The 25195-nt window shown below is 72.9% G+C and carries 20 protein-coding genes; 8 read left to right on the top strand and 12 right to left on the bottom strand.

Annotated features, from left to right (window positions below):
• Nucleotides 1-221 precede the first annotated feature (221 nt).
• Entirely contained in the window at nt 222-1685 is a 1464-nt protein-coding gene (locus ABT232_RS37400; protein ID WP_351849026.1) for a serine/threonine-protein kinase, read from the bottom strand.
• A 262-nt stretch (nt 1686-1947) separates the two neighbouring features.
• On the bottom strand, nt 1948-2946 hold the full coding sequence (locus tag ABT232_RS37395) for a glycosyltransferase family 2 protein (protein WP_351849024.1): 999 nt from the start codon (nt 2944-2946) through the stop codon (nt 1948-1950).
• 246 nt (nt 2947-3192) lie between these two features.
• Here ABT232_RS37395 and ABT232_RS37390 point away from each other — a divergent pair, with 246 nt between their 5' ends.
• Both ABT232_RS37390 and ABT232_RS37385 read left to right on the top strand, forming a co-directional pair.
• Entirely contained in the window at nt 3193-3984 is a 792-nt protein-coding gene (locus ABT232_RS37390) for a polysaccharide deacetylase family protein (RefSeq protein ID WP_351849022.1), read from the top strand.
• A 165-nt stretch (nt 3985-4149) separates the two neighbouring features.
• Complete coding sequence (locus tag ABT232_RS37385) at nt 4150-4590, top strand: SRPBCC family protein (protein WP_351849020.1); 441 nt, start codon at nt 4150-4152, stop codon at nt 4588-4590.
• A gap of 129 nt (nt 4591-4719) precedes the next feature.
• On the opposite strand, the gene ABT232_RS37380 is transcribed toward ABT232_RS37385, so the two are convergent.
• The 5 genes from ABT232_RS37380 to ABT232_RS37360 all read right to left on the bottom strand — a co-directional run bounded on the left by ABT232_RS37380 (nt 4720) and on the right by ABT232_RS37360 (nt 11457).
• A complete protein-coding gene (locus ABT232_RS37380) occupies nt 4720-5871 on the bottom strand; it encodes an XdhC family protein (protein WP_351849017.1) in 1152 nt (383 codons plus the stop codon).
• Between the two features lie 65 nt (nt 5872-5936).
• Nucleotides 5937-7394, bottom strand: a complete 1458-nt coding sequence (locus ABT232_RS37375) for an NCS2 family permease (protein ID WP_351849014.1) — start codon at nt 7392-7394, stop codon at nt 5937-5939.
• 207 nt (nt 7395-7601) lie between these two features.
• Entirely contained in the window at nt 7602-9989 is a 2388-nt protein-coding gene (locus ABT232_RS37370) for a xanthine dehydrogenase family protein molybdopterin-binding subunit (RefSeq protein ID WP_351849011.1), read from the bottom strand.
• A gap of 2 nt (nt 9990-9991) precedes the next feature.
• Nucleotides 9992-10567 carry a (2Fe-2S)-binding protein gene (locus ABT232_RS37365; RefSeq protein ID WP_351849009.1) on the bottom strand — a complete coding sequence of 192 codons (576 nt, stop codon included), beginning with the start codon at nt 10565-10567 and terminating at the stop codon, nt 9992-9994.
• Nucleotides 10567-11457, bottom strand: coding sequence for an FAD binding domain-containing protein (locus ABT232_RS37360; protein WP_351849006.1), 891 nt, complete (start codon nt 11455-11457; stop codon nt 10567-10569). Before ABT232_RS37360 ends, ABT232_RS37365 begins: the two co-directional genes overlap by 1 nt.
• A gap of 376 nt (nt 11458-11833) precedes the next feature.
• On the opposite strand from ABT232_RS37360, the gene ABT232_RS37355 reads away from it, so the two are divergent.
• Both ABT232_RS37355 and ABT232_RS37350 read left to right on the top strand, forming a co-directional pair.
• The gene (locus ABT232_RS37355; protein WP_351849004.1) at nt 11834-13507 is read left to right on the top strand and encodes a PucR family transcriptional regulator; all 1674 of its coding nucleotides are present in this window, start codon (nt 11834-11836) and stop codon (nt 13505-13507) included.
• Between the two features lie 127 nt (nt 13508-13634).
• Nucleotides 13635-14408 (top strand): hypothetical protein, encoded by a 774-nt coding sequence (locus ABT232_RS37350; protein ID WP_351849001.1) that lies wholly within the window; start codon nt 13635-13637, stop codon nt 14406-14408.
• A 647-nt stretch (nt 14409-15055) separates the two neighbouring features.
• Here ABT232_RS37350 and ABT232_RS37345 read toward each other — a convergent pair.
• Nucleotides 15056-15886, bottom strand: coding sequence for a GntR family transcriptional regulator (locus tag ABT232_RS37345; protein ID WP_351848998.1), 831 nt, complete (start codon nt 15884-15886; stop codon nt 15056-15058).
• A 177-nt stretch (nt 15887-16063) separates the two neighbouring features.
• On the opposite strand from ABT232_RS37345, the gene ABT232_RS37340 reads away from it, so the two are divergent.
• Together ABT232_RS37340 and ABT232_RS37335 are read left to right on the top strand one after the other, a co-directional pair.
• Nucleotides 16064-16912, top strand: a complete 849-nt coding sequence (locus ABT232_RS37340) for a (2Fe-2S)-binding protein (protein ID WP_351848995.1) — start codon at nt 16064-16066, stop codon at nt 16910-16912.
• Nucleotides 16913-17215: 303 nt separating this feature from the next.
• Nucleotides 17216-18259, top strand: coding sequence for a DUF2637 domain-containing protein (locus ABT232_RS37335; RefSeq protein WP_351848993.1), 1044 nt, complete (start codon nt 17216-17218; stop codon nt 18257-18259).
• 84 nt (nt 18260-18343) lie between these two features.
• Here the strand turns inward: ABT232_RS37335 and ABT232_RS37330 are convergent, their stop codons facing one another.
• Entirely contained in the window at nt 18344-18826 is a 483-nt protein-coding gene (locus ABT232_RS37330) for an ATP-binding protein (RefSeq protein WP_351848991.1), read from the bottom strand.
• A gap of 403 nt (nt 18827-19229) precedes the next feature.
• Nucleotides 19230-19850, bottom strand: coding sequence for a hypothetical protein (locus tag ABT232_RS37325; protein ID WP_351848988.1), 621 nt, complete (start codon nt 19848-19850; stop codon nt 19230-19232).
• Between the two features lie 185 nt (nt 19851-20035).
• Between ABT232_RS37325 and ABT232_RS37320 the strand changes: the two genes are divergently transcribed.
• Together ABT232_RS37320 and ABT232_RS37315 are read left to right on the top strand one after the other, a co-directional pair.
• Nucleotides 20036-21529, top strand: a complete 1494-nt coding sequence (locus ABT232_RS37320) for a helix-turn-helix domain-containing protein (RefSeq protein WP_351848986.1) — start codon at nt 20036-20038, stop codon at nt 21527-21529.
• 64 nt (nt 21530-21593) lie between these two features.
• The gene (locus ABT232_RS37315) at nt 21594-22520 is read left to right on the top strand and encodes a hypothetical protein (RefSeq protein WP_351848983.1); all 927 of its coding nucleotides are present in this window, start codon (nt 21594-21596) and stop codon (nt 22518-22520) included.
• Here the strand turns inward: ABT232_RS37315 and ABT232_RS37310 are convergent, their stop codons facing one another.
• On the bottom strand, nt 22521-24434 hold the full coding sequence (locus ABT232_RS37310; RefSeq protein ID WP_351848981.1) for a YncE family protein: 1914 nt from the start codon (nt 24432-24434) through the stop codon (nt 22521-22523).
• 56 nt (nt 24435-24490) lie between these two features.
• Nucleotides 24491-24946 (bottom strand): hypothetical protein, encoded by a 456-nt coding sequence (locus ABT232_RS37305; protein ID WP_351848978.1) that lies wholly within the window; start codon nt 24944-24946, stop codon nt 24491-24493.
• Nucleotides 24947-25195 lie beyond the last annotated feature (249 nt).

The following is a 25195-nucleotide window of genomic DNA, read 5'->3' as shown; positions in this document are numbered from 1 at the left end:
CCTCCGTGCGGTGAAGATTCGACACCTCCACCACACACGGGGGTCTTCGCCACGATCAAGACCGACCCGTGTCAACAACGCTCGTGATCAATACAACTAGCCCCTGGGCGTGCTTAGCCCCGAACAGTTCAAGAAGCTGGTGTGGTCCGAGGCGGGTCACGCCGACCGGCTCCAGCCGGGCGACAGGGCGAGGGACGCGGAACTGCCGGCGGCCGGGAACCTCACGGTTCGCTGCCGACGTTCTCGCAGGCCTCGCGGAGGTGGCCGTACATCAGGCCGTGGGTGCTGTCGGGGAAGTTCCCCTCGGTGATGACCGCGTAGTTGTGGAGGGCGGTCTTCACGTCGGTGTCGCTCGCCTTCGCCTCCTCGGCGCGGAGGTCCGCCGCCAGTCGGGCAGCGGCCACCGTCTCCGCCGGTCCCTTCGCCGACTCCTCGGTGAAGGAGGGATGGGCCTGCCGGAACGCCGCGATGCTCTCGAACGCGCTGTCGCAGATCTCCTTGTCACCGGTGCTCTCGCCGGACCGCGCCAGGGCCACGGCGCCCGCCGCGACGGCCAGCACCAGCGCGACGCCGCCGGCGAACCGGACTGCCGCCCCGGGCCTGTTGCCCGCGGCTTGGGTCGTACGGGTGGCCTGGATGGTGCGGGTGGTCTGGGTGGTGCGGGTGGCCTGGACGGTCCGGGTTGCGGCCGGGGGCCGGACGGGTGTGGTCGTCGCGTCGTGCGGCCCGGGTCTCGTTCCGGCGGCACGGCGCAGGAGTTCGGCCGCCCGCAGGGCCTCGGCGACCCGTGCCTCGGCCAGCGCCCGTACGGCCCCGGCGATCCGTGTGTAGGTCTCGGTCCGTGCCGCGTCCGTACCGGGCCCCGTGGGCGAGGTGAGCAGGGCGAGGGCGGACCGGGTGTCCGGACGCCGGTCCGGTTCCTTGTCCAGGAGGGCCGTGATGAGGGGTTCCAGCCGGCCCGCGCGTCCCGCCGGCGGGGCCTCCTCGAAGAGGACCGCCGCCATGCACCCGGTGGGCGTGCCCCGGCGGAAGGGTGAGACGCCCTCCACGGCCTGGTACAGCGTCACGCCCAGCGAGAACAGGTCGCTGACGGGCAGCCCGTCGGTACCGCGCACCCGCTCGGGCGCCATGTACGGCACCGAGCCGACGATCGCCCCGGTGGTCGTCAGCGCGGTGTCGGCGGGGTGGACCGCGATCCCGAAGTCGGTCAGCTGCACCTCTCCGCTCCTGGTGAGCATGACGTTGGCCGGCTTCACGTCGCGGTGCACGATCCCGGCCGCGTGCGCCGCGCCGAGCGCCCCCAGCATCGCCCGGGCGACCTTCTCCGTCTCGTCCACCGACAGCGGTCCGCGGCGGAAGAGATGCTCCTCCAGGGAGCAGCCGTCGACCAGTCGCATGACGATCCAGGGGAGGCCGTCCTCGACGACCACGTCGTGGACGGCGACGATGTTCGGGTGATCACGCAGCCGGGCGGCGTTGCGCGCCTCCCGTGCGGCGCGCGCCGACCGTTCGGCCTGTTCGGTCTCGGAGACGGCCGGCGGTAACCAGATCTCCTTGACCGCGACATCGATGCGCAGGGTCGCGTCGTGGGCCTTCCAGACCCGTCCGAACCCTCCCGAGCCGAGATCGGACACCAGCCGGTATCTGCCCCCGATCACCTGCCCGGGCCGCGTGTCCCGCCCCATGGCCACCCCCGCCCCCTCGTGCCCCGTCGCAGGGCGTCGACCGCCGCCCGAAGGGCCGGCGGCTCCGCCATGCGGAGGGTCACGTTACCGACTGCCGGCCGAGGCAACCACGGTGCGCACACTCGGGGAGACGTCCGGGGGCGCAGGGTGAGTGAGGGGCCGGCCCGACGGCCGGCCCCTCACTTTCTCCTCCCCACCCTGGACCAGCCCCCGAGGTCCTGAAGTCACCGTTCGCGGTGGGGCGGCACGGCCCGGACACGCGTCATCCGGTGGCCTCCCGCCAGGGCCGCGCGGCGCGGTATCGCCACCGTCCGGTCAGCCGGTGCCAGGTGGCCGTGGGCGGGATGAGGACGCTGGTGAGCGCCAGGGTCGCCACCTCGTCGCGGGTCCGGGGGCCGGGGGCGATGCGCGCGCGGGCGTAGCCGGCGGTGCCCGCGGCCCAGCCGAGCCCGGCGGCCAGGGCGGCGCCGCGCCGGCCGGCGGCGGCGAGGGCGCAGGCGGCGGTGCCGGTGGCGGTGAGGGCGAGGTGGACCGGGAGGCGGTCGCGCGGGACGACCGCCGTGTGCCGCCAGCGCGGCCCGTGCAGCCGCCGCATCAGCGCGTCGTCGGCGTGGACGCGCTGGGCGCGCAGCTCCGCCAGGCGGCCGGCCGGGTGGGCCGGCAGCAGGCTGGTGCGGCGGCCCTGGCGGATGCGCCGGCCGGCGTCGAGGAGGCGCAGGGCGAGGTCGAGGTCGTCGCGGTGGCCGCCGTGGAACCGCTCGTCGAAGCCGCGGGCCTGCTTGAGGGCGTCGGTGCGGTAGGCCATGTCGGCGGTGGTCCAGCGGGCCCGCGCACGGGCGGCGGTGCGGCGTTCGGCCTCGGTGGGTGCGCGTCCGCCGGACAGCGGCACGGCGATGACGCCCTGTACTCCGGCGATGTCGGGGTCGTCGGTGGCGAGGTCGCGGTCCAGTTGGGCGCACCAGTGCGGGCCGGGCTGGACGTCGTCGTCGAGGAAGACGGCCCAGGGGGTGGTGACCGCGCGCAGGCCGGTGTTGCGGGCGGCGGCGGGTCCGCGGCCGCCGCCCGCCAGCACGGTGGCGAGGGGGCGGAGGTCGCCGAGGACGCTCAAGGGGTGGTCCAGGGCGCCGGGTTCGGGGTGGGGCCGGTCGTCGACGATCACGATCTGCCGCGGCTTGGGGCCGATGGAGGCGGCGAGCGCGGCGAGGCAGTCGGCGAGGGTGTCGGGGGCGAGCGTGGGGATCACCACGGCGTAGGCGGTCATGCGCTCGGCCTCCCTCGGCGTCGGCTCCCCGGTGCACAGCTGTGCCCGCACTGCGTGTGACTGCACTGCGTGTGACTGCACTGCGCGTGACTCCACCACCTGTCACGGCACTGCCTGTCACCGCGCTGTCGTGCGACTGCACTGTCGCGGGTGCCAAGGTGGGGCCGAATCAAACGCCCCGTGCGGCTCGCGGGCACGCCGAGCCGACTATGAACCGCGTGTATACACGGCATGTATAGTCCCGGCATGCCTTTCGCGACCAAGAAGATGAAAAGACCGGGAGCCGGGTTCCGCGCCGCGGCGACGATCTCCGCCGCGGCCGTCTCCCTCACCCTCGCGCTGACGGGGTGCGTGAACCTGGAGACCACCGCACCCAGCACCGCCCGCGCCGAGGCCGCGCCCGGCGCCCGGGCCGCCGGCTACGGCACCGTGGACTGCCGCCGGGCCAAGTGCATCGCGCTCACCTTCGACGCCGGACCCAGCGAGCACTCCGCCCGGCTGCTCGACATCCTGCAGGAGAAGCGCGTCCCGGCGACCTTCTTCCTGCTCGGCGAGCGGCACATCGAGAAGTACCCGGAGCTGGTCAGGCGGATGGCCGACGAGGGGCACGAGGTCGCCAGCCACACCTGGGACCACAAGATCCTCACCGATCTGGAGCCGGACGAGATACGCGAGGAGCTGGAGCGCCCCAACGAGGCGATAGAGGACCTGACCGGCCGCCGCCCGACGCTGATGCGCCCGCCGCAGGGCCGCACCGACGACACCGTGCACGAGATCTGCCGCGAACTGGGTCTCGCCGAGGTGCTGTGGACCGTGACGGCCAAGGACTACACGACGAACGACTCCGCGCTGATCGAGAAGCGCGTGCTGGAGCAGGCCGACCGCGACGGGATCATCCTGCTGCACGACATCTACGACGGCACCGTGCCCGCCGTCCCCGGCATCGTCGACGCGCTGAAGGAGCGGGGGTACGTGTTCGTGACCGTGCCCCAGCTGCTCGCGCCGGGCAAGGCCGCGCCGGGCGAGGTGTACCGCTGACCGCCGGCCGCCGGGCCGCGTACGGCCCCGACCGCCGCGCCGGCTGTCCAGCTGCCCGGCCGACACCGCCGACCGGCCGCCCGGCCGTTCGGTGAGACACGGAGCAGGTCAACACGCGTGATCGGGAGTGCCGTTGACGGGGAGGCGGTTCCCTAGGATCGTCCCGTGGTCACCTTCACCCTCGAACGCACGGTCCCGCTCCCGCTTCCCGAGGCCTGGCGCCGGCTCACCGAGTGGCCCCGGCACGCGGACGCCGTCCCGCTGACCCGCGTCACCGTGCTCACGCCCCCGCCGAACGGCGTGGGGACGGTCTTCGTGGCCCGTTCGGGGATCGGCCCGCTCGGCTTCGACGACCGGATGGAGGTCACCGAGTGGCAGCCGCCCGGCGACGACACCGCCGGCCGGTGCCGGCTGGAGAAGCGCGGCCGGATCGTCCTCGGCTGGGCGGAGCTGGAGGTCCGTCCGGGCCCTGGCGGCCGTGCCCGCGTGATCTGGCGTGAGGAGCTGGGCGTGCGCCTGCTGCCCGGGCTCTTCGACCGGCCCCTGGAACGGACGGCGCGCATGACGTTCGGACGGGCGGTGAACCGCCTGCTGCGGCAGCCGTGACGGTCGGACCCGCGGCCGGGCGGCAGGCCGTCCGCCGTGACGGACGGACCCGCGGCCGGACGGCAGGCCGTCCGCCGTAGCGACGAGCACGACGACCGGCCACGACTCGCGCCGACCGGTGACGGACCGTCAGGCCACCGAGTCGATGCGCCGCGGCGCCGCCGACGTCGGATCGTGGTGGATCGGCGTGTGCGCCCCGGTGAGCGACACCCCGCTGCCCCCGCGCCGGTTGGCGACGATCTCGGCGGCGATGGACAGGGCCGTCTCCTCGGGGGTGCGGGCGCCCAGGTCGAGGCCGATCGGGGAGCGCAGCCGGGCCAGTTCCAGTTCGGTGACGCCGACCTCGCGCAGGCGCTCGTTGCGCTCCAGGTGGGTGCGGCGCGAGCCCATGGCGCCGACGTAGGCCACCGGCAGCCGCAGCGCGAGCCGGAGCAGCGGGACGTCGAACTTGGCGTCATGGGTGAGGACGCACAGGACGGTCCGCCCGTCCACCTCCGTGCGCTCCAGGTAGGTGTGGGGCCACTCGACGACGATCTCGTCGGCCTCCGGGAAGCGGGCCTCGGTGGCGAACACCGGGCGGGCGTCGCACACGGTGACGTGGTAGCCGAGGAACTTGCCGATCCGCACCAGCGCCGAGGCGAAGTCGATGGCGCCGAAGACGATCATGCGGGGCGGCGGTACGGACGACTCGATGAGCAGGGTGAGCGGTGCTCCGCAGCGTGAGCCCTGCTCTCCGATCTCGAGGGTGCCGGTCCGGCCGGCGTCCAGGAAGGCGGCCGTCTCGCCGACCACCGTGCGGTCCAGCTCGGGGTGGGCGCCGAAGCCGCCGTCGTACGAGCCGTCCGGCCGCACCAGCAGGGCCCGGCCCCGCAGCCGCGCCGGGCCCGAGACGACGCGTGCCACCGCGGCGGCCTCGCCCCGCGCGGCGGCGGCGAGGGCGGCGGCCACCACCGGCCGGGCGGGGTCGTCCGCCCGGACCGGGGTGATGAGGATGTCGATGACGCCGCCGCAGGTCAGACCGACGGCGAAGGCGTCCTCGTCGCTGTAGCCGAAGCGTTCCAGGACGGTCTCGCCGTCCTCGAGGGCCTGTTGGCACAGTTCGTAGACCGCGCCCTCCACGCAGCCGCCGGAGACCGAGCCGATCGCCGTGCCGTCGGCGTCCACCGCGAGGGCGGCGCCGGGCTGGCGGGGGGCGCTGCCGCCGACGGCCACCACGGTGGCCACGGCGAAGTCGCGTCCCTGCTCGACCCACCGGTGCAGCTCTTCGGCGATGTCCAGCATCTCTCGGTCTCCTTGTCGGTGGTGGCGGGGAGGGCGGTGGGTGGCGGGCGGTGCGGGGCGGGCCGCTAGTGCACGCCCATCCAATCCTCGATGGGGTTGAGCGCGAAGAACACCAGGAAGATCACCGTCAGGGCCCACATGAAGGCGCCGATCTCCCGGGCCTTGCCCTGGGCGGACTTGATGGCGACGTACGAGATGACGCCGGCGGCGACGCCCGCGGTGATGGAGTACGTGAACGGCATGATGACGACGGTCAGGAAGACCGGGATGGCGGTGGCGCGGTCGGCCCAGTCCACATGGCGGGCGTTCATCATCATCATGGCGCCGATGACCACCAGGGCGGCCGCGGCGACCTCGCCGGGCACGATCGCGGTCAGCGGGGTGAAGAACAGGCAGGCCGCGAAGAACAGGCCCGTGACGACCGAGGACAGACCGGTACGGGCGCCTTCGCCGACGCCGGTCGCCGACTCGACGAACACGGTCTGGCCGGAGGCGCCGGAGACGCCGCCGATCGCGCCGCCCGCGCCGTCGATGAACAGCGCCTTGGACAGGCCCGGCATCCGGCCCTTGTCGTCGGCCAGTTGCGCCTCGGTGCCGACGCCGATGATGGTCGCCATCGCGTCGAAGAACCCGGCGAGCACCAGGGTGAACACGATCATGCCGACGGTCATCGCGCCGACCTCGCCCCAGCCGCCGAACTCCACATGGCCGAAGAGGGAGAAGTCGGGCATGGAGACCGCACCGCCGCGCAGTTCGGGGGCGCCGCCCGCCCACTGCTTGGGGTCGACGACACCGGCGGCGTTGAGGACGACGGCGACCACGGTGCCGCCGACGATACCGATCAGGATGGCGCCGGGGATGCCGCGGGCCTGGAGCATGAAGATGGCGAGCAGGGTGAGGGCGAACAGCAGGACCGGCCAGCCGGCGAGTTCACCGGTGGGGCCGAGGGTGACCGGGGTCCCTTCGCCCTGGTGGACGAAGCCCGCCTTGTAGAAGCCGATCAGGGCGACGAACAGGCCGATGCCCATGGTGATGGCGTGCTTGAGGGCGAGCGGGATGGCGTTCATGATCATCTCGCGCAGCCCGGTGACGACCAGCAGCATGATGACCACGCCGTACATCACGCACATGCCCATCGCCTGCGGCCAGGTCATCTCGGGCGCGACCTGGGAGGCGAGGACTCCGGAGACGGAGAGGCCGGCGGCGAGGGCCAGGGGCACCTTGCCGACGAAACCCATCAGCAGCGTGGTGAGGGCCGCCGCGAACGCGGTGGCGGTGATCAGGGACTGCTGGCCGAGCGTGTCCCCCGCGGCGTCCTTGCCGGACAGGATCAGGGGGTTGAGCAGGAGGATGTACGCCATCGCCATGAAGGTGGTGACACCGCCGCGCACCTCACGCGCGACCGTGGAGCCTCTGTGCGATATGTGGAAGTACCGGTCGAGCCAAGAGCGTCCGGCCGGGACGCGGGTTCCCGCGCCCGCGTCCTCCGCGACGGTCTTCGACTCCAGGGACTGCTGGGTCATGTGGGCCTACTCCCAAGGTTCAAAGGGGCACCCGCCGGCCGCCGTGGGCGACGGTCGGGATTTGGGAAGGTGCTTCGGCCGCACGACCCGGGGGACGGCCCGAGACGAACGATCAGTGGTGCTGCGCGGTGCCGCGAGCGGTGCGGCGCCGGAGTTCTCCGGGCGGCGCGGGAGTTGTGACGTTCCCGTGCGCCGCCCGGAGGGCTGTTACGCGGTTCCCGTGAGGTGCTCCGGGCGTACCGGCGTCCGGTTGAGCTCCAGCCCGGTCGCGTTCCGGATCGCCGCGAGGACGGCCGGGGTCGAGGACAGGGTGGGGGCCTCGCCGATGCCGCGCAGCCCGTACGGGGCGTGGTCGTCGGCGAGTTCGAGCACGTCGACCGGGATGGTCGGCGTGTCGAGGATGGTGGGGATCAAGTAGTCGGTGAAGGAGGGGTTCTTCACCTTCGCCGTCTTCGGGTCGACGATGATCTCCTCCATCACCGCGACGCCGAGGCCCTGGGTGGTGCCGCCCTGGATCTGGCCGACGACGGACAGCGGGTTGAGCGCCTTGCCGACGTCCTGGGCGCAGGCCAGTTCGATCACCTTGACCAGGCCCAGCTCGGTGTCGACCTCGACGACCGCGCGGTGCGCGGCGAACGAGTACTGGACGTGGCCGTTGCCCTGGCCGGTGCGCAGGTCGAAGGGCTCGGTCGGCCGGTGCCGCCACTCCTCCTCCAGCTCCACGGCCTCGTCCTCGAGTACGTCCACCAGGTCGGCGAGGACCTCGCCGCCGTCGGTGACGACCTTGCCGCCCTCCAGCAGGAGTTCGGCGGTCGCCCACGCCGGGTGGTAGGAGCCGAACTTGCGGCGCCCGAGCTCCAGGACCCGCTCGCGGACCAGCTCGCAGGCGTTCTTCACGGCGCCGCCGGTGACGTACGTCTGCCGGGAGGCGGAGGTGGAGCCGGCCGAGCCGACCTGGGTGTCGGCCGGGTGGATGGTCACCTGGGCGACGCCGAGCTCGGTGCGGGCGATCTGCGCGTGGACGGTGACACCGCCCTGGCCGACCTCCGCCATCGCGGTGTGCACGGTGGCCACCGGTTCGCCGTTGATGACCTCCATGCGCACCTTGGCGGTGGAGTAGTCGTCGAAGCCCTCGGAGAAGCCGACGTTCTTGATGCCGACCGCGTAGCCGATCCCGCGGACGACGCCCTCGCCGTGCGTGGTGTTGGACAGTCCGCCGGGCAGCTGCCGGACGTCGGCGCCCTCGCTGGACTCCCACTGGCGCTCCGGCGGCAGCGGCATCGCCTTGACGCGGCGCAGGAGTTCGGCGACCGGGGCCGGGGAGTCGACGGGCTGGCCGGTCGGCATGAGGGTGCCCTGTTCCATGGCGTTCAGCTGCCGGAACTCCACCGGGTCCATGCCGAGCTTCTTCGCCAGCTTGTCCATCTGCGCCTCGTAGGCGAAGCACGCCTGGACCGCGCCGAAACCGCGCATGGCGCCGCAGGGCGGGTTGTTGGTGTAGAGGGCGATGGCCTCGATGTCCACGTCGTCGATGACGTACGGGCCGACCGACAGGGACGAGGCGTTGCCGACGACCGCCGGGGAGGCGGAGGCGTAGGCGCCGCCGTCCAGGACGATCCGGCACTTCATGTGGGTGAGCTTGCCGTCCTTGGTGGCTCCGTGCTCGTAGTAGAGCTTGGCCGGGTGGCGGTGGACGTGCCCGAAGAAGGACTCGAAGCGGTTGTAGACGATCTTGACGGGCTTGCCGGTGCGCAGTGCCAGCAGGCAGGCGTGGATCTGCATCGACAGGTCCTCGCGTCCGCCGAACGCGCCGCCGACGCCGGACAGCGTCATCCGCACCTTGTCCTCGGGCAGGCCGAGCACCGGCGCGATCTGGCGCAGGTCGGAGTGGAGCCACTGGGTGGCGATGTAGAGGTGGACGCCGCCGTCCTCCTCGGGCACGGCGAGGCCGGACTCGGGGCCGAGGAAGGCCTGGTCCTGCATGCCGAAGGTGTACTCGCCCTCGACGATCACATCGGCCCGCTCGCGCGCCGCCGCCACGTCGCCGCGCACGATCGGCTGGCGGTGGACGATGTTGGGGTGCGGGACGTGGCCGGAGTGGTGGTCGTCGCGGCCCTCGTGGACGAGGACCGCGTCCGGGGCGGTCGCGGAGGCCTCGTCGGTGATGACCGGCAGCTCGCGGTACTCGACGTGGATCTTCGCGGCGGCGCGGCGGGCGGTCTCCGGGTGGTCGGCGGCGACGATCGCGACCGGCTCGCCGTGGTGGCGTACCTTGCCGTGCGCGAGGACCGGGGTGTCCTGGATCTCCAGGCCGTAGTTCTTCACCTCGGTGGGCAGGTCGTCGTAGGTCAGCACGGCGTACACGCCGGGCGTCGCCAGCGCCTGGGAGGTGTCGATGGAGACGATCTCCGCGTGGGCGACGGTGGAGCGCAGGATCTGGCCCCAGAGCATGTCCTCGTGCCACATGTCGGACGAGTACGCGAACTCGCCGGTGACCTTCAGGGTGCCGTCCGGGCGGAGCGTGGACTCGCCGATGCCACCCTTGGTCTGCGCTCCCTGGGTGAGCTTGGTGGGGGTTCCGCTGGGGGAAGCCATGGTCAGACCGCCTCTCCCTGCCGGGCGGCCGCCAGGCGGACCGCGTCCATGATCTTCTCGTAGCCCGTGCAGCGGCACAGGTTGCCCGACAGGGCCTCGCGGATGTCCGCGTCGGTCGGGTTCGGGTTGCGCTCCAGCAGTTCGTCGGAGGCGACCAGCAGGCCCGGGGTGCAGAAGCCGCACTGGACGGCGCCGGCGTCGATGAACGCCTGCTGGATCGGCGACAGCTCGGTGCCCTCGCCGGTCTGCGAGTCGGCGGCCGGCCTGGCCTCCCACCGCTTGGCCGCGTCCAGCGAGGTGCCGCAGGCGCCGGTACCGCAGGCGCGCTGCTGGGCGAAGTCGGCCAGGCCCTCGACGGTGACGACCTCGCGGCCCTCGGCCTGGCCGGCGGCGACCAGGCAGGAGCAGACGGGCACGCCGTCCAGCCGGACCGTGCAGGAGCCGCACTCGCCCTGCTCGCAGGCGTTCTTCGAGCCCGGCAGGCCCAGCCGCTCACGCAGGACGTAGAGCAGGCTCTCGCCCTCCCAGACGTCGTCGGCTTCCTGCGGGCGTCCGTTGACCGTGAAATTGACGCGCATTACGCGACTCCCTCCGAGGCGCGGCGGGTGCCGCGGTACGACTCCCAGGTCCAGGTGAGCGTCCGGCGGGCCATCACGCCGACCGCGTGGCGGCGGTAGCTCGCGGTGCCCCGGACGTCGTCGATCGGGTTGCAGGCGGCGGAGCACAGGTCCGCGAACTGCTTGGCGACCGACGGGGTGATGATCTTGCCGTTGTCCCAGAAGCCGCCCTCGTCGAGCGCCGCGTTCAGGAACTCCTCCGCGGCCTTCGCCCGGACGGGGGTCGGGGCGGCCGAACCGATGCCGGTGCGGACCGTGCGGGTCTCGGGGTGCAGGGCGAGGCCGAAGGCGCACACGGCGATGACCATGGCGTTGCGGGTGCCGACCTTCGAGTACTGCTGGGGACCGTCCGCCTTCTTGATGTGCACGGCGCGGATCAGCTCGTCGGGGGCGAGGGCGTTGCGCTTGACGCCGGTGTAGAACTCGTCGATCGGGATGCGGCGGCTGCCGCGCACCGACTCGACCTCGACCTCGGCGCCCGCGGCCAGCAGGGCCGGGTGGGCGTCGCCGGCCGGGGAGGCGGTGCCGAGGTTGCCGCCGACGCCGCCGCGGTTGCGGATCTGCGGTGAGGCGACGGTGTGCGAGGCGAGGGCCAGGCCCGGCAGCTCGGCGCGCAGGTTCTCCATGATCTGGGTGTACGGGACGGAGGCACCCAGGCGCACGGTGTCCTCGCCGACCTGCCACTCGGTCAGCTCGCCGATGCGGTTGAGGTCCATGAGGTACTCGGGCCGGCGGTGGTCGAAGTTGATCTCGACCATCACATCGGTGCCACCCGCAATCGGCACAGCGGTGGGGTGCTCGGCCTTAGCGGCGAGCGCCTCCTCCCAACTGGCGGGGCGAAGGAAGTCCATGACCGGCTCTCTTCATCGTCTGGTGGGTCGTACTGATTGAGCCATTCCGTGTGCGGCGGGCCCGGCTCGTTCATGTGCTGTTAACGCGGAGTGGAGCCAGTACACCGCTCCGTACTCCGACGGGGTCAGTCACCGAAACCATGAAGGAGTTGGCTGGCCAGGGCGGTCATCTTGTAGATTCGTATGAACGGAGGTCATCAGTAACCTCCCTGTTTTCCTCCGGAAACGTCCGACCCACGGCGGTGACCTGGGACACCTCGGAGGAAACGGCGGGGCACCGCACCGGGCGACCGCGCGTCGCGCCGCCGAACGGGCTCGCGAACCCGACCCATCAGTTCCATCGTAGATTTCGAGACAAAGAACGGCGGCGACGAGAATGCGGCTGCGCGCACTGCTGGACACCGACGCGCTGGGCCTCAGGCTGCTCGGCGGCGAGGACGAGCTGGACCGCACCGTGCGCGGTGTGATGACCACCGACCTCAGGGACCCCAGCCGCTATCTGTCGGGCGGTGAACTGGTGCTGACCGGCCTCGCCTGGCGCCGGGACGCCGCCGACTCCGAGCCCTTCGTACGGATTCTCGTGCAGGCCGGCGTCGCCGCCCTCGCGGCCGGCGAGGCCGAGCTGGGCGACGTGCCCGAGGACCTGACGGCGGCCTGCGTCCGGCACCGCCTCCCGCTCTTCGCGGTGCACGAGTCGGTGGCCTTCGCCACCATCACCGAGCACGTCGTCCGGCAGGTCTCCGGCGAGCGCGCCGGCGACCTCGCGGCCGTCGTCGACCGGCACCGGCGGATGATGACCTCCGGGCCCGCGGGCGGCGGCCCCGACGTGGTCCTGGACCTCCTCGGCTCCGACCTCGACCTGCGCGCCTGGGTGCTCTCCCCCGCCGGACGGCTGATCGCCGGGCCCAAGGTCGGCGGCCCCGAGCTGCCCGCCGAGCTGTGCGGGAGGCTCGCCGCCGAGCACCTGACCGCCGCCCGGACCGGCCGGCGCGGCCCGCACCGGGCGCAGCTCGGCGCCACCACTTACTCGCTGTTCCCGATCCGCAGCGGCGGCCGCTCCCCGCAGGCCGCCCGCGACGTGCGCGAGAGCGTGTTGTCCGACTGGCTGCTCGCCGTCGAGGCGGACGCCGGGGACTGGGCCGACGAACGCCTGGACCTGCTGTACGGCGTCACCCAGCTGATCGCCGTCGAACGGGACCGCCGGGACGCCGCCCGCACCGTGCGGCGGCGGCTCGCCCAGGAGGTGCTGGAGCTGGTGCAGACCGGCGCCGCGCCTGCCGAGATCGCCGCCCGGCTGCGGGTCGCCGCACCCGTGCTGCTGCCCGGCCTGGGCGCGGCCCCGCACTGGCAGGTCGTGGTGGCCAGGGTCGAATGGGACGGCGGCGAGATCGAGACCGGACCGGTCGCCCAGTCGCTCCTGGAGGAGATCCTGGTCGACCCGCAGTCGACCGGACCGGAGCCCTCCGACCGCATCGCCGTCGCGCACAGCGGGGACGAGGCGATCGCGCTCGTCCCGCTGCCCGCCGTCTCCGCCGAGCACGACGGCTCCGAGACCGGCGTCCTCGCCGACGCGCTGCTCGCCTCCGTACGGGAGCCGCTGTCGGCCGGCCTCGACGGCGACGGGCGGGTCACGCTCGGCGTCAGCGCGGCCGTGCACTCCGCCGAAGGGCTGCGCGGCGCGCTGGAGGAGGCCCGGCACGCCCGCCGGGTGGCCGCGGCGCGCACCGGCCGGGTCTGCGCGGCCGGCCACCAGGAACTCGCCTCGCACGTCCTGCTGCTCCCGTTCGTCCCCGACGACGTCCGCCGCGCCTTCACCGCCCGCCTGCTGGACCCGCTGCGCGACTACGACCGCCGGCACCGCGCCGAGCTGATCCCGACCCTGGAGGCGTTCCTGGAGAGCGACGGCTCCTGGACGCGCTGCGCGTCCCGGCTGCACCTGCACGTCAACACGCTGCGCTACCGGGTCGGGCGGATCGAGCAGTTGACGGGTCGTGATCTGTCCCGCCTGGAGGACAAGCTGGACTTCTTCCTGGCGCTGCGCATGAGCTGAAACCTGCGCGGGCAAGAGTCCCACGACTTTGTGAAATCCTTCACCCACCCTCTTGGCCGGGCCCGCCGATTCGTGCTGAGATGCCGCAACCACTCAACAGCTCGATGGCGTGCTCGGGGAGGGCGAGGTGGCGTATACCGCCATGTCTGGTTACGGAACGAACGCCGGGGACGATCCACTCCAGACCGCGGTATGGCGGCTGCGCTCGCGGGCCTGCTGGGCCGACGCGGCCGCGCTGCTCCAACCGGTCACCGCGGCGGCCGCGTTGCAGCGGGCCGCGCTGCTGGTGGAGCGGTGTCTGTACACCGAGCGGGGCTGGGAGGAGGCCGAGGACGCGCTGCGCACCGCCGAGGCGCTGGCCCAGCGCGACGACGAACGCGGCGCGGCCGCTTGTGAACGCGGGTACTTGGCCTACGCCGCCACCCTGCACGGGGTCCGCGACCGGGCCGACGAGGCGCGGGCCGCGCTCGGCCGGGCCGCCGCGCTGATCTCGCCGGGGGCGCCGGGCCGGGCCCTGCTGGACTTCCGGCGCGGTCTGCTCGCCGAGAACCTGGCCCGCTCCCCGCAGTCCGCCCGCGCCGCCTACCGCCGCGCCCACGCGGGCGCCACGGCCCACGCGGATCCGCTGCTGCTGTCCTTCACCTGGCGGCACCTCGCCGGACTCGCCCTGCGCGACGGCGAGTTGGCCGAGGCCCGGCACGGCTTCGCCGAGTCCCTGCGGATCCGCGAAGAGCTCGGCTACCTCGTCGGCACGGCCCCCGCGCTGGTCTCCCTTGCGGACACCGAGCCCGAACCCGAGGCCTCCCGCCTCCGCGAGGAGGCCCGCCGCCTCTTCACCCTCCTCGGCGGAGTCCCCACCTGGCTGGCCCGCCAACTGACGCCACCGGCGGCTACGGCGTAGCACGAGGGCGGACCGCCCTGGCCCGAACGGGACCGGGGCGACCGCCCCCGCCGAACCCGCGAGCGCCCCGCCCGATCCGCGGGCATGCGTACCGCCCGGGGCGGCACGGCTGGGCGCGGCGGCAACCCACCGACGCCGGGCGCGCGAATCTCCGGGGCGGCACCCTCAACGCCGGGCGCGCGGGCCCCCGCGTAGCGGCACGCTCAGCGCCGAGTAGGCGAACCTCCCGAGGCGGCACGCTCGACGCCGATTACGCGAACTTCCCGAGGCGGCAACCTCAACGCCGGGCGCCCCGCTCCCCGAGGCCCGGCGCACCTCCGTGCCCGACCGGGCGGACGGAACCGCGGCGACACCCCCGCCCGATCCGCGGGCATGCGTGCCGCCCGGGGCGGCACGGGTGGGCGCGGCGGCAACCCGCCGACGCCGGGTGCGCGGACCCCCGAGGCGGCACGCTCAACGCAGGGTGCTCGATCCCCGCGCGGCGGCAGCTCAACGCCGGGCGCGCGGGCCCCGCGTAGCGGCACGCTCAGCGCCGAGTACACAACCCCCCGAGGCGGCACCCTCAACGCCGGGCGCGCGAGGCCACGAAGCGCCGCGCACTCACCGCCGGGTGCGCGACCCCCGGGACACCGCGCCCCCCGCGTCGCTCACCCCGCCGCGGCGGCGTAATGCTCCGCCGTCAGCGCCCGCAGAGCCTCCGTGTCGCCCGTGATGAGGGTGTCCAGCAAGGCGACGTGCTGGGCTGCGTCGGTCATGAGCTCGGTGCGGGCGGAGCCGGTGGCGGGGGTGCCGTCGAGGGGCCACTGGGCCCGGCGGTGCAGATCGTCGGCGATGCGGACCAGCTGCTCGTTGCCCGCGAGGGAGAGCAGCGCGCGATGGAAGGCCCGATCGGTCTCGGCGTAGGTGGCCCGGCAGCCGGAGGCCGCCGCCCGTACCGTCGCCTCGGCCAGCGGCCGCAGCTCGGCCCACCGGGCCGCCGGGACCGTACGGGCGAGCCGCAGCAGCACCGGCACTTCGAGCAGCGCCCGCACCTCGGTCAGCTCAGCCAGCTCCCGCGCGTCCCGCTGGACGACCCTGAAGCCCCGGTTGGGCACGACCTCGACGGCGCCTTCCAGCGCGAGCTGCTGCATGGCCTCGCGGACCGGCGTCGCCGAGACCCCGAACCGCTCGCCGAGCGCCGGCGCCGAGTACACCTCTCCGGGCCGCAGCTCGCCGGTGACCAGCGCGGTGCGCAGCGCCTGGAGGACCTGCCCGCGGACGGAGGACCGCTGGACGACGGCCCGGCCCGGCATCGGCTGCTCGCTGTGGGTGTGCTCGCCGCGCGCCGCCGCCGTACCGGCGTCCCGGCCGAGCGCCGCGTCGCCCGTCGCGGCCCGCGCCTGCGGCGGCACCCGTGGCGCGGCCGCGTCCCCGCCGCCCGCCGGAAGATCCGACGCCTCGGATCCCGTCCCGGCGGAACCGCGCGCGGCCTGCATCACGGGTGCCTCCTGACGGGCTTGTCGTCGGTTGTCGCCGGTTGTCGGTGGTTGGGCAGATTACGGCCGGTTGTTACTCGTCCGTCAAGCACCTTAGGCCGACAACGCGGTAGTTCAAACTCACGAGCGATTGGGTAAGGTAAGGCTTACCTCTACTCGATCTCGAATCGGTGGTCCCACATGCCTGTGCTCTCTTCGGCCGTCGCGGACGCGTACGCCCGCCTCACCGAGGTCCTCCCGGGCATGGGCATCACCGAGCTGAGCCCGAAGGACCCGGCCCCCGGGGGCGGCGGCTGGGTCGCCGCCGCCTCGCTCGCTGAGGGCGGGGCCGACCTCGACACCTTCCTGGCCTGGGACGACGCCCAGGTCCTGCGGGACTACGGTCAGCAGGGCCGCCCGGACGTCATCGCCAGCTTCGGCCTGCACCGGTACGCCTGGCCCGCCTGCCTGCTGATCACCGTCCCGTGGTTCCTGCACCGCCGGGTCCCCCGCTACCCCGTGACCCATGTCTCGTACGACCGCTCCGCCCCCGGCCTGCCCCTGGGACGCCTCGCCGTACGCCCCGCCGGCTTCGCCTGTCTGCCCGGCGACCCCGCCGCCGCCCTGCCCGGCGCCCGGGTGGTCGCCGACGAGGAGGCGCTGCGCGCCGAGGTGCGGGCCGCGGTCGCCGAGCACCTGGAACCCGTCCTCGGCGGCTTCGGCCCGCGGATGCGCCGCCGCGGCCGCGCGCTGTGGGGCATGGCGACCGACGAGGTCGTGGAGGGGCTGTGGTACGTGGCCCATCTCTTCGGGGAGCAGGAGCGGGCCCGCCACGAGCTGGAGCTGCTGCTGCCGGGCGCGACCAAGCCGTACGTCGGCTCGGCGGCCTTCCGGGAGCTGACCGGCCCGGACGGCGAGTCGCTGCCCACCCGGGACCGGGCGAGCTGCTGCATGTTCTACACCCTGCGCCCCGAGGACACCTGCGCCACCTGCCCGCGCACCTGCGACGCGGACCGCGTGCTCAAGCTGGCGGCAGCGGCGGCCGGTTGAGCCGACCGGTGCGGTTCCCGTCCCGTACGTCGCGTAAGATCATCCGCGCACCGGACACCCGCACGGTTACAGCTGTTTCACAACTTCCTCACCCGTCGCAGGAAGTTCCCGTGGAACCACCCGTATGGGTAGTCTTATTCGAACTCAACTCCCGCCCCTCAAGCGGCAGTTCGAGCAGAAAGCCGCCCTGGGCATCCCCTTGCACCTCCTTGGCGGCCTCTTGCCCCGAAACCCTCTGAGGGCCTGCGGGTTTGGGCCACTATGGCGGGCGTTACGCCCTATCCCAATGCAAGGGACCCCCAGATGAGATTGACCGACATATCGCTGAACTGGCTGCTCCCCGGCGCCGTACTGCTCCTGGGCATGCTGGCGGCGGTGGCGGTGCTCGCGCGCGGCAAGCGTTCCGCGGGGAAGGACACGAGGGCCGACGACTCGTGGGAGCGCAGCGAGGAGCGCCGCAGGCGCAAGGAAGCCATCTACGGCACCGTCTCCTACGTCCTGCTCTTCTGCTGTGCGGCGGTGGCCGCCGCGCTCTCCTTCCACGGACTGGTCGGCTTCGGCGAGCAGAACCTCGGCCTCTCCGACGGCTGGCAGTACCTGGTGCCGTTCGGCCTCGACGGCGCGGCGATGTTCTGCTCCGTGCTCGCGGTCCGCGAGGCCAGCCACGGTGACGCGGCGCTCGGCTCCCGGATACTCGTGTGGACCTTCGCCTTCGCCGCCGCCTGGTTCAACTGGGTGCACGCGCCGCGCGGCGCGGGCCACGCCGGCGCCCCGCACTTCTTCGCGGGCATGTCCCTGTCCGCCGCTGTCCTCTTCGACCGGGCGCTGAAGCAGACCCGCCGGGCCGCGCTGCGCGAGCAGGGCCTGGTGCCGCGCCCGCTGCCGCAGATCCGCATCGTGCGCTGGATGCGGGCCCCGCGCGAGACGTACCGCGCCTGGTCCCTGATGCTCCTGGAGGGCGTCCGCAGCCTCGACGAGGCCGTCGAGGAGGTCCGCGAGGACAAGCGCCAGAAGGAGCAGGAGCGGATGCGCCGGCGTGACAAGGAGCGTCTGGAGCGGGCCCAGTTGAAGGCGATCAGCCGGGGTCACCGCGGGTTCGTCGGCCGGGGTGGCGGCCGCCAGGTGGAGCTGCCGTCGGCGGAGCAGGGCTCCGAGATGGTCTCCGCGGAGCCTGCCATATCGACGCAGGAGCAGTTGCCGGTGCGCGCCCGGCCCTCCCTTCAGCCGGTCCGCGGCGCCTCTGACTCGATCACCGTGGACCTCACCGCGGAGGACGACACACAGGCCCTGCCGCGTCTCGACTCCCTGGAGCGCAAGCTCAAGGACCTGGAGCAGCAGTTCGGCTAGGCCCCGAGCGGGGTCCGGGCGACGACGGGACGGGGTGCGGCCGCACAGGCCGCACCCCGTCCCGTTCTCCTGTCGGGGGAAAGCTCAGGCGGCGTCCGCCCCGATCTCGAACCACACCGATTTGCCCACCTCGTGCGGCCGTACGCCCCAGGCGTCGGCGAGCGACTGGACCAGCACCAGGCCCCGGCCGTGCGTACCGTCGTCGGCGTCCGGTACGCGCGGTGTGGGCCGGCGGGCCACGTAGTCCCGTACCTCCACCCGCAGTCCGCGTGGTCCGACGGTGGCCGTCAGGACCGCGTCGTCGTCGGTGTGGACGAGTGCGTTGGTGACGAGTTCGCTGGTGAGCAGCTCGGCGACGTCCGAGCAGCCGGGCCTGCCCCAGTGCCGCAGCAGTTCGCGCAGCGCCCGGCGGGCCTCCGGGACCGCCCGCAGGTCCGCCCGCCCCAGTCTGCGCCGTAGCTGCGGCGCCGGTATCCGCTCGTCGGCGCCGTCGGTCTCCGCCTCCACCGTCCCTGCCGAGAAGGCCCCGACCGTCGTGGGCCCGCCCCCTCGTGCCTGCCTCTTCATGTCCCCCGCCCGCGTGCCGATGTCGGTTTCCCTCCTGCTCGAACACGTTCACGGGGATCCATGCCCAGTGGGCCCCGGGCCAGTCATCGCGGCTCGCCGACACCCGGATGTTCGGCCATGGCGGGGGCGGCCCTGGGCGGCCGCAGCGGCCCGGCCCGCGCGGCGGGCCCTGCGGGCGACCGGCGGAGATCGGCTCAACTGTCTATTGCGGGCTGCCGTTCCAGCCGTACACGGCCAAGAGATGGGGCGGATGGTTCCTCGACGGCGGTCGTCCCGCCTCCGTTCCGGCCCGGTGGCCGCCGGGCGGAAAGTGGCCGGAACACGTCCGTCCCGGGGCCGCCCTCCCCACCCCCGTGGGAGACAGCGGCCCCGGGACGGGCCTCGCGGTGGTCTTTCCTTGCCGTCAGTACAGCTTGGCGACGGCGGTGGTCGTCGTCTTCTTGAAGGCGCGGACCGGCGCGTCCCCGAAGTCGCCCAGCTGCGACCACTCCACGACGGTCACGGTCCGCCCGTCGCGCCCGACGGACAGCAGCCGGACGTCGGTGGCACCCCAGGTCGTCTCGGTGTGCAGACCGTGGACGCGGGCGCCCTCCTCGACGCGCAGACTGCCGTAGGCGCGGTAGGCGGCCTCGACCTCGGGGTCGGCCTGCTCGATCCGGGTCGCGCAGGAGCGGATCTCCTTGTTCATCCGGGCGGCCAGCGCCTTCGCCTTGTCGGCCGTGCCGGTGACGATGGTGAGCTGGCGTGCGGTGGTGTCGAGGTCGGTGTGGAAGGGGCGGTAGCGGGAGTCGTAGCCCGGGAACACCTCGTCCAGGCAGAGCCGCAGCTCGTCCGGGACGCCGGGGGTGACCTTGCCGGCCGTCCACGACGACGAGGGGTGCGGCGGCAGTTCGGCGGCCGAGAGGAACGTGGGGGCGGGCGCCTTCGTGGGCGCGGCGCCCGCCGGGGCGGCGAGTGCCGTGGCGGCGGTGAGTCCGGCGACGGCGAGTGCGGTGAGCGCGCCGGCTCGGGTGCGGATGGGCATGGGTCTCCCCGTGTGCGAGTGCGTGAGTGTGGGACCGCCGCTCTCCGCCGGCTGGTCGGACCGGCGTTCGGTGCGGCACCCTGAGCATCGGCCGCGGCACCGGGCGGGCGCAACAGGGGACGCCGGATGCGTCGGCATGGAACCATCCCATGCCGTCTGACGTGCAGATACATGAAGTGCCTGGGATGCCGTCCCGGGGACGTGAGCGGACCGGGGGAAGCGTGTCCGGAGACGACGACGTCGCGGAGTTCGCGGCACTGCTGCGGAGACTGAAGGAACGTACGGACCGCAGCTACGGTTCGCTGGCCCGCCGCCTGGCCATGAACACCTCCACGCTGCACCGCTACTGCGCCGGGGACGCGGTCCCGCAGGAGTTCGCCCCGGTGGAGCGGTTCGCCGCGCTGTGCGGGGCGACGCCGGAGGAGCGCGTGGAGCTGCACCGCCGGTGGCTGGCGGCGGTGGAGGCACGCCGACGGCCACGGGCCGGGACGGAGGCGACGCGGACACCGGCGGCACCGACGGCCGCCGCATCCCTGACGGACGTCCCGCGGACGGACGTCCCGCGGACGGACGTCCCGCGGACGGACGTCCCGCGGGCGGAGGTGCCGTCCGCGGCCGAGACCGAAGCCGCCGGAGCACCCACGGCCTCCTCAAGCCCCACGACCCCCACAACCCCCATGACCCCTACGGCCCCCATGACCCCTACGGCCCCCATTACCCCTGCGGCCCCTACGGCCCCAACGACTCCTTGGTACCGCCGTCGGCGTCTCGCGGTCGCCTCGGCCGTCGCCTGCGCCCTGCTGGCCACCGTGGGCAGCCTCGCCGCGCTGCCCACCGACCGCCGCCCCACCGCCGCCGGGGCCACCCCCTCGGCCTCCGATACGCCGGCCACGGCCACCGCCCCCTCCCGCACGCCCGGCCGCCCGCCCTCGGCACCCGCTGCCTCCCCGTCTCCTGACGGCACCTCCGCCACCCCGTCCGCCACCACCCCGGAGAAGAAGCCCTCACCCAGTGCCGCCTCCGCCACCCCCTCCGGCCGCGGCACCGAGCCGTCCGCCCCCGCCGTCCCCCTCGCCTGGAGCGCCGACTCCCAGGTGTGGGCACTGGGCTGCGACCACGACTACGTCATCGGCAAGCCGCCCGCCCAGGTCCCGCCGCCTCCGGCCCCGCAGGACGCCGGTACCTGGGCGGCGACGCAGAGCGCGGCGCACGGCAGGGAGACCAACGTACGGATCTCCGTGCAGGGCCTGTCCGACACGGCCGTCGTGCTGGAGGCCCTGCGGGTCCGCGTGGTCGGGCGCGCCGAGCCCGCGCCGGGCAACGCCTACGCCATGGACCAGGGCTGCGGCGGTTCGATCACGCCCCGCCACTTCGCGGTGGACCTCGACAAGGACCGGCCGATCGCGCGCTCGGTCGCCGGGAACGACGCGGGCACCCCGATCCCGGCGGTCCGGCTGCCGTACCGGGTCTCCGCGCGGGACCCGGAGGTCCTGCTGGTCACCGCACGGACCGAAGGGTGCGACTGCCGCTGGTACCTGGAGCTGGACTGGTCCTCGCAGGGCCGCACCGGCACGGTCCGCGTCGACGACAAGGGCCGCCCGTTCCGCACCAGCGGCATCGAGGACCTGCCCCGGTACGCCTACGACACCTCCGCCCGCCGGTGGGTGCCGTACAGCTAGGGCTCCACGGCCAGGGCCCGGACTCCGGGGCGCCGCGCACGTGGACTGCCGTATCGTCGCCGCCGTGAGCTACGCAGAGGAAGAAATCGCCGGTGAGGGCCCTCCGACGACGGCTCGGCTCAGGGCGGTGCTGGACCGCGCCGCGCGGGTCGTGATCGTCGAGGCGGCACCCGGCGAGGCCGACTCCGCCGATCTGCCGCGCCTCACCGTGACCGGTGCCGGGATCGGGGATCTGGCGCGCCACCTGGCCGTCGTCGACGGCGGCACCGGTGACAGCTGCCGGTGCGCCGGCTGGCCGACGATCACGGTGTACGACGCCCAGGACACCCGCCTCGCCCGCTGGACGCTGCACCACCAGTCCGGCCTGCGCGGGCTGGGCGACAGCGACGCCGATCTGAGGGACGGTCCGGCGCTCACCGCATGGCTGGCGGAGCGGGGACTGACCAGGTCGCGCCGGGTGCGCGAGGAACTGGCGGAGGAGGAAGCGCGGTCGGAGCAGCGCCGGACGCGCTGGATACGGGCCGCGCCGGACGGACTCGGGCGGGCCGCGGCAGACGTGGCCCGCCCGCCGGCGCACGATCCCGGCTCCTGGTCAGGTGAGCTGCGGCGGGCCGAGGAACGGCTCGCCGCTGCCGCCCGGCGCGAGTATCCCGACAGCGGTGAGCGGATCCGGCTTCTGCTGGCCTGGGCCGGGACGTCCACCAGGAGTTCCTCCGGCGGATCGATGTGGTACGACGCGGCGGTGCTGCGCCTGCTCCTGGCCGAGGATCCCGCTCTCCTCCTCGCCGCCTGCGCCGCCGCCCCGCTGAGTCCGGCGGAGCTCGACGGCGCGGCGGTGCTGTTCGCCACCGTCGAGTGGACGACGGCGCGGGGCAGACAGCTGCCGGAGCCGCTGAGGTCCTGGCTCATCGAGCACATCGAGGCGGACGGCACGGACCCGATGCGCTTCCGGATGCGGCACGGCTACTACGGTGCCGAACGCACCGTCTGACTACGCGTTCTCCGAGGCGTCGCGCAACAGGCCCGGGATCTTCAGCAGTTGGCCCTGCCGGTTGCTGACGTAGATCAGGCCGCTTTCGCGGTCCAGCGCGACGCCGCAGACCGTGCCGAGACCTTCGGCCACCACACGTCGGCGGCCCTTGGTCCCGTCGGCGACCGTGACGACCTCGTGCAGCCTGCCGCCGGCCGAGTCGGTGACGTAGGCGTGGCCCGCGCCGTCCAGCGCCACGCGGACGCTGTGACCGAGTTCGGTGGCCACGGCCCGCGGTGTGGTCTCGGGCGCCGTCAGGTCGACCTCGTACAACCCGCCGAGGTTGTACTGGCCGACGTACGCCTTGCCTCCTGCCAGCGCCACTCCGGCGGCTCGCGTCACCGGCCAGGAGCGCGGCTGCCGTGCCTGTTCGCCGTCCAGCTCCAGCTCGATCAGCTTTCCCTGGTCGTAGTCGGTGACATAGGCCTTGCGGCCCGCGAGGTCCAGCGCGACGCCGTAGGCCTTGATGTCCCCGGCGACCGGCGAGGTGGAACGGTCGGACAGGTTCACCGCGAACAGGCGCCCGGTGCCGCTGTAGTCGGTGACGTAGGCCCTGTTGCCCGGCAGGTCCAGTACCACGTCGTTGACCTCGCCGAGCTTGTCCAGGACGCATTCCGTGCGGCCGGTGGCGAGGTCCACCGTGTACAGCTTGCCCTGGTTGTACCGGTCGGTGACGTACGCCTTCTGGTTCTCCAGGTCCAGCGTGAGGCCGTCGGCCGTCCCCAGGCCCGTGGCCAGGCTGACGGGAGACGGTTTGGGCCTCACCGGCTCGTCACGGCCCGGCTTGTGCAGAGGGTGGTCCTTCAGGTCGAAGTTGAGCTTCTCGAGCTCGAAGACCTCGTGCACCCCGGCGAGGGTGGAGACGACCTCGGCTTCTCCCTTCTGCGTGAACGGCCTGCCCTGATCGCTCAGGTCGAAGGCCTCCGTGGCCGTGCCGGTCTCGCCGAGCTTCCATGCGAGGACCTTGGAGTATGCCGGTTCCTGGGCCTGCGGGCCCTGCGGGCGGGTCTCTTTGACCTCCACCGGCTCCGGGTAGTACAGGGCGACCCAGCCTCCGAAGGAGATGGGGAATTCGTAGTCGAACCTCCGCACCTGACGCCGCTGCGTGGCCAGGACGTCCACTCGGCTGCCGACCTCCCCGCTCAGCGTGGACGACGTCTTGAAGGCCGTGGTCAAGGAACCACTGACGGAAGCGGTGATCCCGAGCATCAGCTGTGCCGACAGTTCCCCGGTGCCCGTGGCGGTGCTCGTGGCCGTGGTCGTGCTCGTCGACTGTGCCTGCGACTCCGCGTCGACGCCCTGGTTGTCCTTGCTGTTCTTCAGGGTCTTCTTCTCGGACTGGTTCATCGCCATGCTCTTCTGCAGTTGCTGCTGCAGTGACGCGGTCGTCTTCGCCCCGAACGTCAGCTGCACCTGCCCCTGGAGCGACCAGCTGATGGTGTTGGAGATCGAGAACTCGACGGTGTGCGACCACGTGGTGGGCTTGGGGTCGGTCCGATTGACGAACGTCTGCTTGGAGATCACGTCAGGCGGTGGCTGTGCGATGTCACCGCGCTCCTCGACGAGGGGTACACCCACCGTCATATAGGCGAGCCACCCGCGCTCGTGTGCCGTGCTCTCCCCGTGCTCGCCATCGGGAAAGTCCCCGAACCGCCCCTTGTTGAGCGAGAACCCGGTGGGGGCGACATACCGGTCCTTGCCGTCCGGTGTCTTCTTCTCGGCCTTCCTCTTCAGCTTCTCCCTGTCCCGTTCCAGGATGACGGGCGCCCGTTCGGCGATCCGGAGTTCCTTAAGATTGCGTCCGGTCAGTGGATGGCGGACGAACCGCTCCCCCAGATACGCCGTACTGACGTTGTTCCTCTCGGGCTCGGCCATGTTCTTCACCCTCCCTGCGCGACAGGATCAGACGAGTCGGTTCACCCCACCGGTTCTCACTGCTTCACCGACCCGTCGGCATTCCTCTTGACGTCCTTGGCCGACTGGTGATTTCCCTTCCTGATCTCCTCCAGTTCGACGTCGCCGCTCTTGGGACGGTCCTCGTCGCTGATCTCCGCCTCGATCTTCTTGGCGGCCTCGTCCTTGGCCGAGGACGCCATACCGGACGTCGATCCAGGGTTCTCGCTGGCGTTCTTCTGCTCGGCGGCTGCCGTCCGGGTGTTCCGGAACAGCGGCGTGATGAAGCTGTTCATGATGCTGAGCGCCTCGGGTGACGTCTCGCGCATGATTTTCGGGTCCCGCGGCAGATCCGGGATGTCGTCGTACAGCTCCTGATCGACTCCTTCCCGTTCGGGCCGAGCGCCTGGGACTTTCTCATGGACCTTTTCCGCGGATTCCTCGGCCGCCTTGGCTCCGCTCGCGCCGCCGTCGAAGATGTTCTTGAAGGACATGACCTTCCCTTCGGGTCTCTGAGTGGACACGCGATTCCGGGAAGAACGGACGATGATCTCTACAACGTGTTACGCCGGAAGTCATCGGCACCCCTCATACGAAAGGGACCGACCCTCCACGGGTCGGTCCCTCACCGTGCCACCGGCACGGCCCGGCTAGGGGGTGTCTCGTCGATCAGGCCGGATCAGCGAGCGGCGTCTGGTGCCGTGCATCGCAAGGCGGAGGAGGGCGGCATGGCGGAGCCATGG

The sequence above is a fragment of the Streptomyces sp. NPDC001532 genome (genome assembly GCF_040298625.1).
In the GTDB taxonomy this organism is placed as follows: Bacteria; Actinomycetota; Actinomycetes; order Streptomycetales; family Streptomycetaceae; genus Streptomyces.
This window is presented reverse-complemented; position numbering and strand designations above follow the sequence as displayed.

What these genes read in the sequence shown, in the direction of transcription:
- ABT232_RS37395 (WP_351849024.1), bottom strand. Translation starts at nt 2,946, where the DNA reads ATGACCGCCTACGCCGTGGTGATCCCCACGCTCGCCCCCGACACCCTC.
- ABT232_RS37375 (WP_351849014.1), bottom strand. Translation starts at nt 7,394, where the DNA reads ATGACCCAGCAGTCCCTGGAGTCGAAGACCGTCGCGGAGGACGCGGGC.
- ABT232_RS37330 (WP_351848991.1), bottom strand. Translation starts at nt 18,826, where the DNA reads ATGAAGAGGCAGGCACGAGGGGGCGGGCCCACGACGGTCGGGGCCTTC.
- ABT232_RS37340 (WP_351848995.1), top strand. Translation starts at nt 16,064, where the DNA reads ATGCCTGTGCTCTCTTCGGCCGTCGCGGACGCGTACGCCCGCCTCACC.
- ABT232_RS37310 (WP_351848981.1), bottom strand. Translation starts at nt 24,434, where the DNA reads ATGGCCGAGCCCGAGAGGAACAACGTCAGTACGGCGTATCTGGGGGAG.
- ABT232_RS37390 (WP_351849022.1), top strand. Translation starts at nt 3,193, where the DNA reads ATGCCTTTCGCGACCAAGAAGATGAAAAGACCGGGAGCCGGGTTCCGC.
- ABT232_RS37380 (WP_351849017.1), bottom strand. Translation starts at nt 5,871, where the DNA reads ATGCTGGACATCGCCGAAGAGCTGCACCGGTGGGTCGAGCAGGGACGC.
- ABT232_RS37360 (WP_351849006.1), bottom strand. Translation starts at nt 11,457, where the DNA reads ATGGACTTCCTTCGCCCCGCCAGTTGGGAGGAGGCGCTCGCCGCTAAG.
- ABT232_RS37370 (WP_351849011.1), bottom strand. Translation starts at nt 9,989, where the DNA reads ATGGCTTCCCCCAGCGGAACCCCCACCAAGCTCACCCAGGGAGCGCAG.
- ABT232_RS37400 (WP_351849026.1), bottom strand. Translation starts at nt 1,685, where the DNA reads ATGGGGCGGGACACGCGGCCCGGGCAGGTGATCGGGGGCAGATACCGG.
- ABT232_RS37335 (WP_351848993.1), top strand. Translation starts at nt 17,216, where the DNA reads ATGAGATTGACCGACATATCGCTGAACTGGCTGCTCCCCGGCGCCGTA.
- ABT232_RS37365 (WP_351849009.1), bottom strand. Translation starts at nt 10,567, where the DNA reads ATGCGCGTCAATTTCACGGTCAACGGACGCCCGCAGGAAGCCGACGAC.
- ABT232_RS37305 (WP_351848978.1), bottom strand. Translation starts at nt 24,946, where the DNA reads ATGTCCTTCAAGAACATCTTCGACGGCGGCGCGAGCGGAGCCAAGGCG.
- ABT232_RS37325 (WP_351848988.1), bottom strand. Translation starts at nt 19,850, where the DNA reads ATGCCCATCCGCACCCGAGCCGGCGCGCTCACCGCACTCGCCGTCGCC.
- ABT232_RS37355 (WP_351849004.1), top strand. Translation starts at nt 11,834, where the DNA reads ATGCGGCTGCGCGCACTGCTGGACACCGACGCGCTGGGCCTCAGGCTG.
- ABT232_RS37320 (WP_351848986.1), top strand. Translation starts at nt 20,036, where the DNA reads ATGCCGTCCCGGGGACGTGAGCGGACCGGGGGAAGCGTGTCCGGAGAC.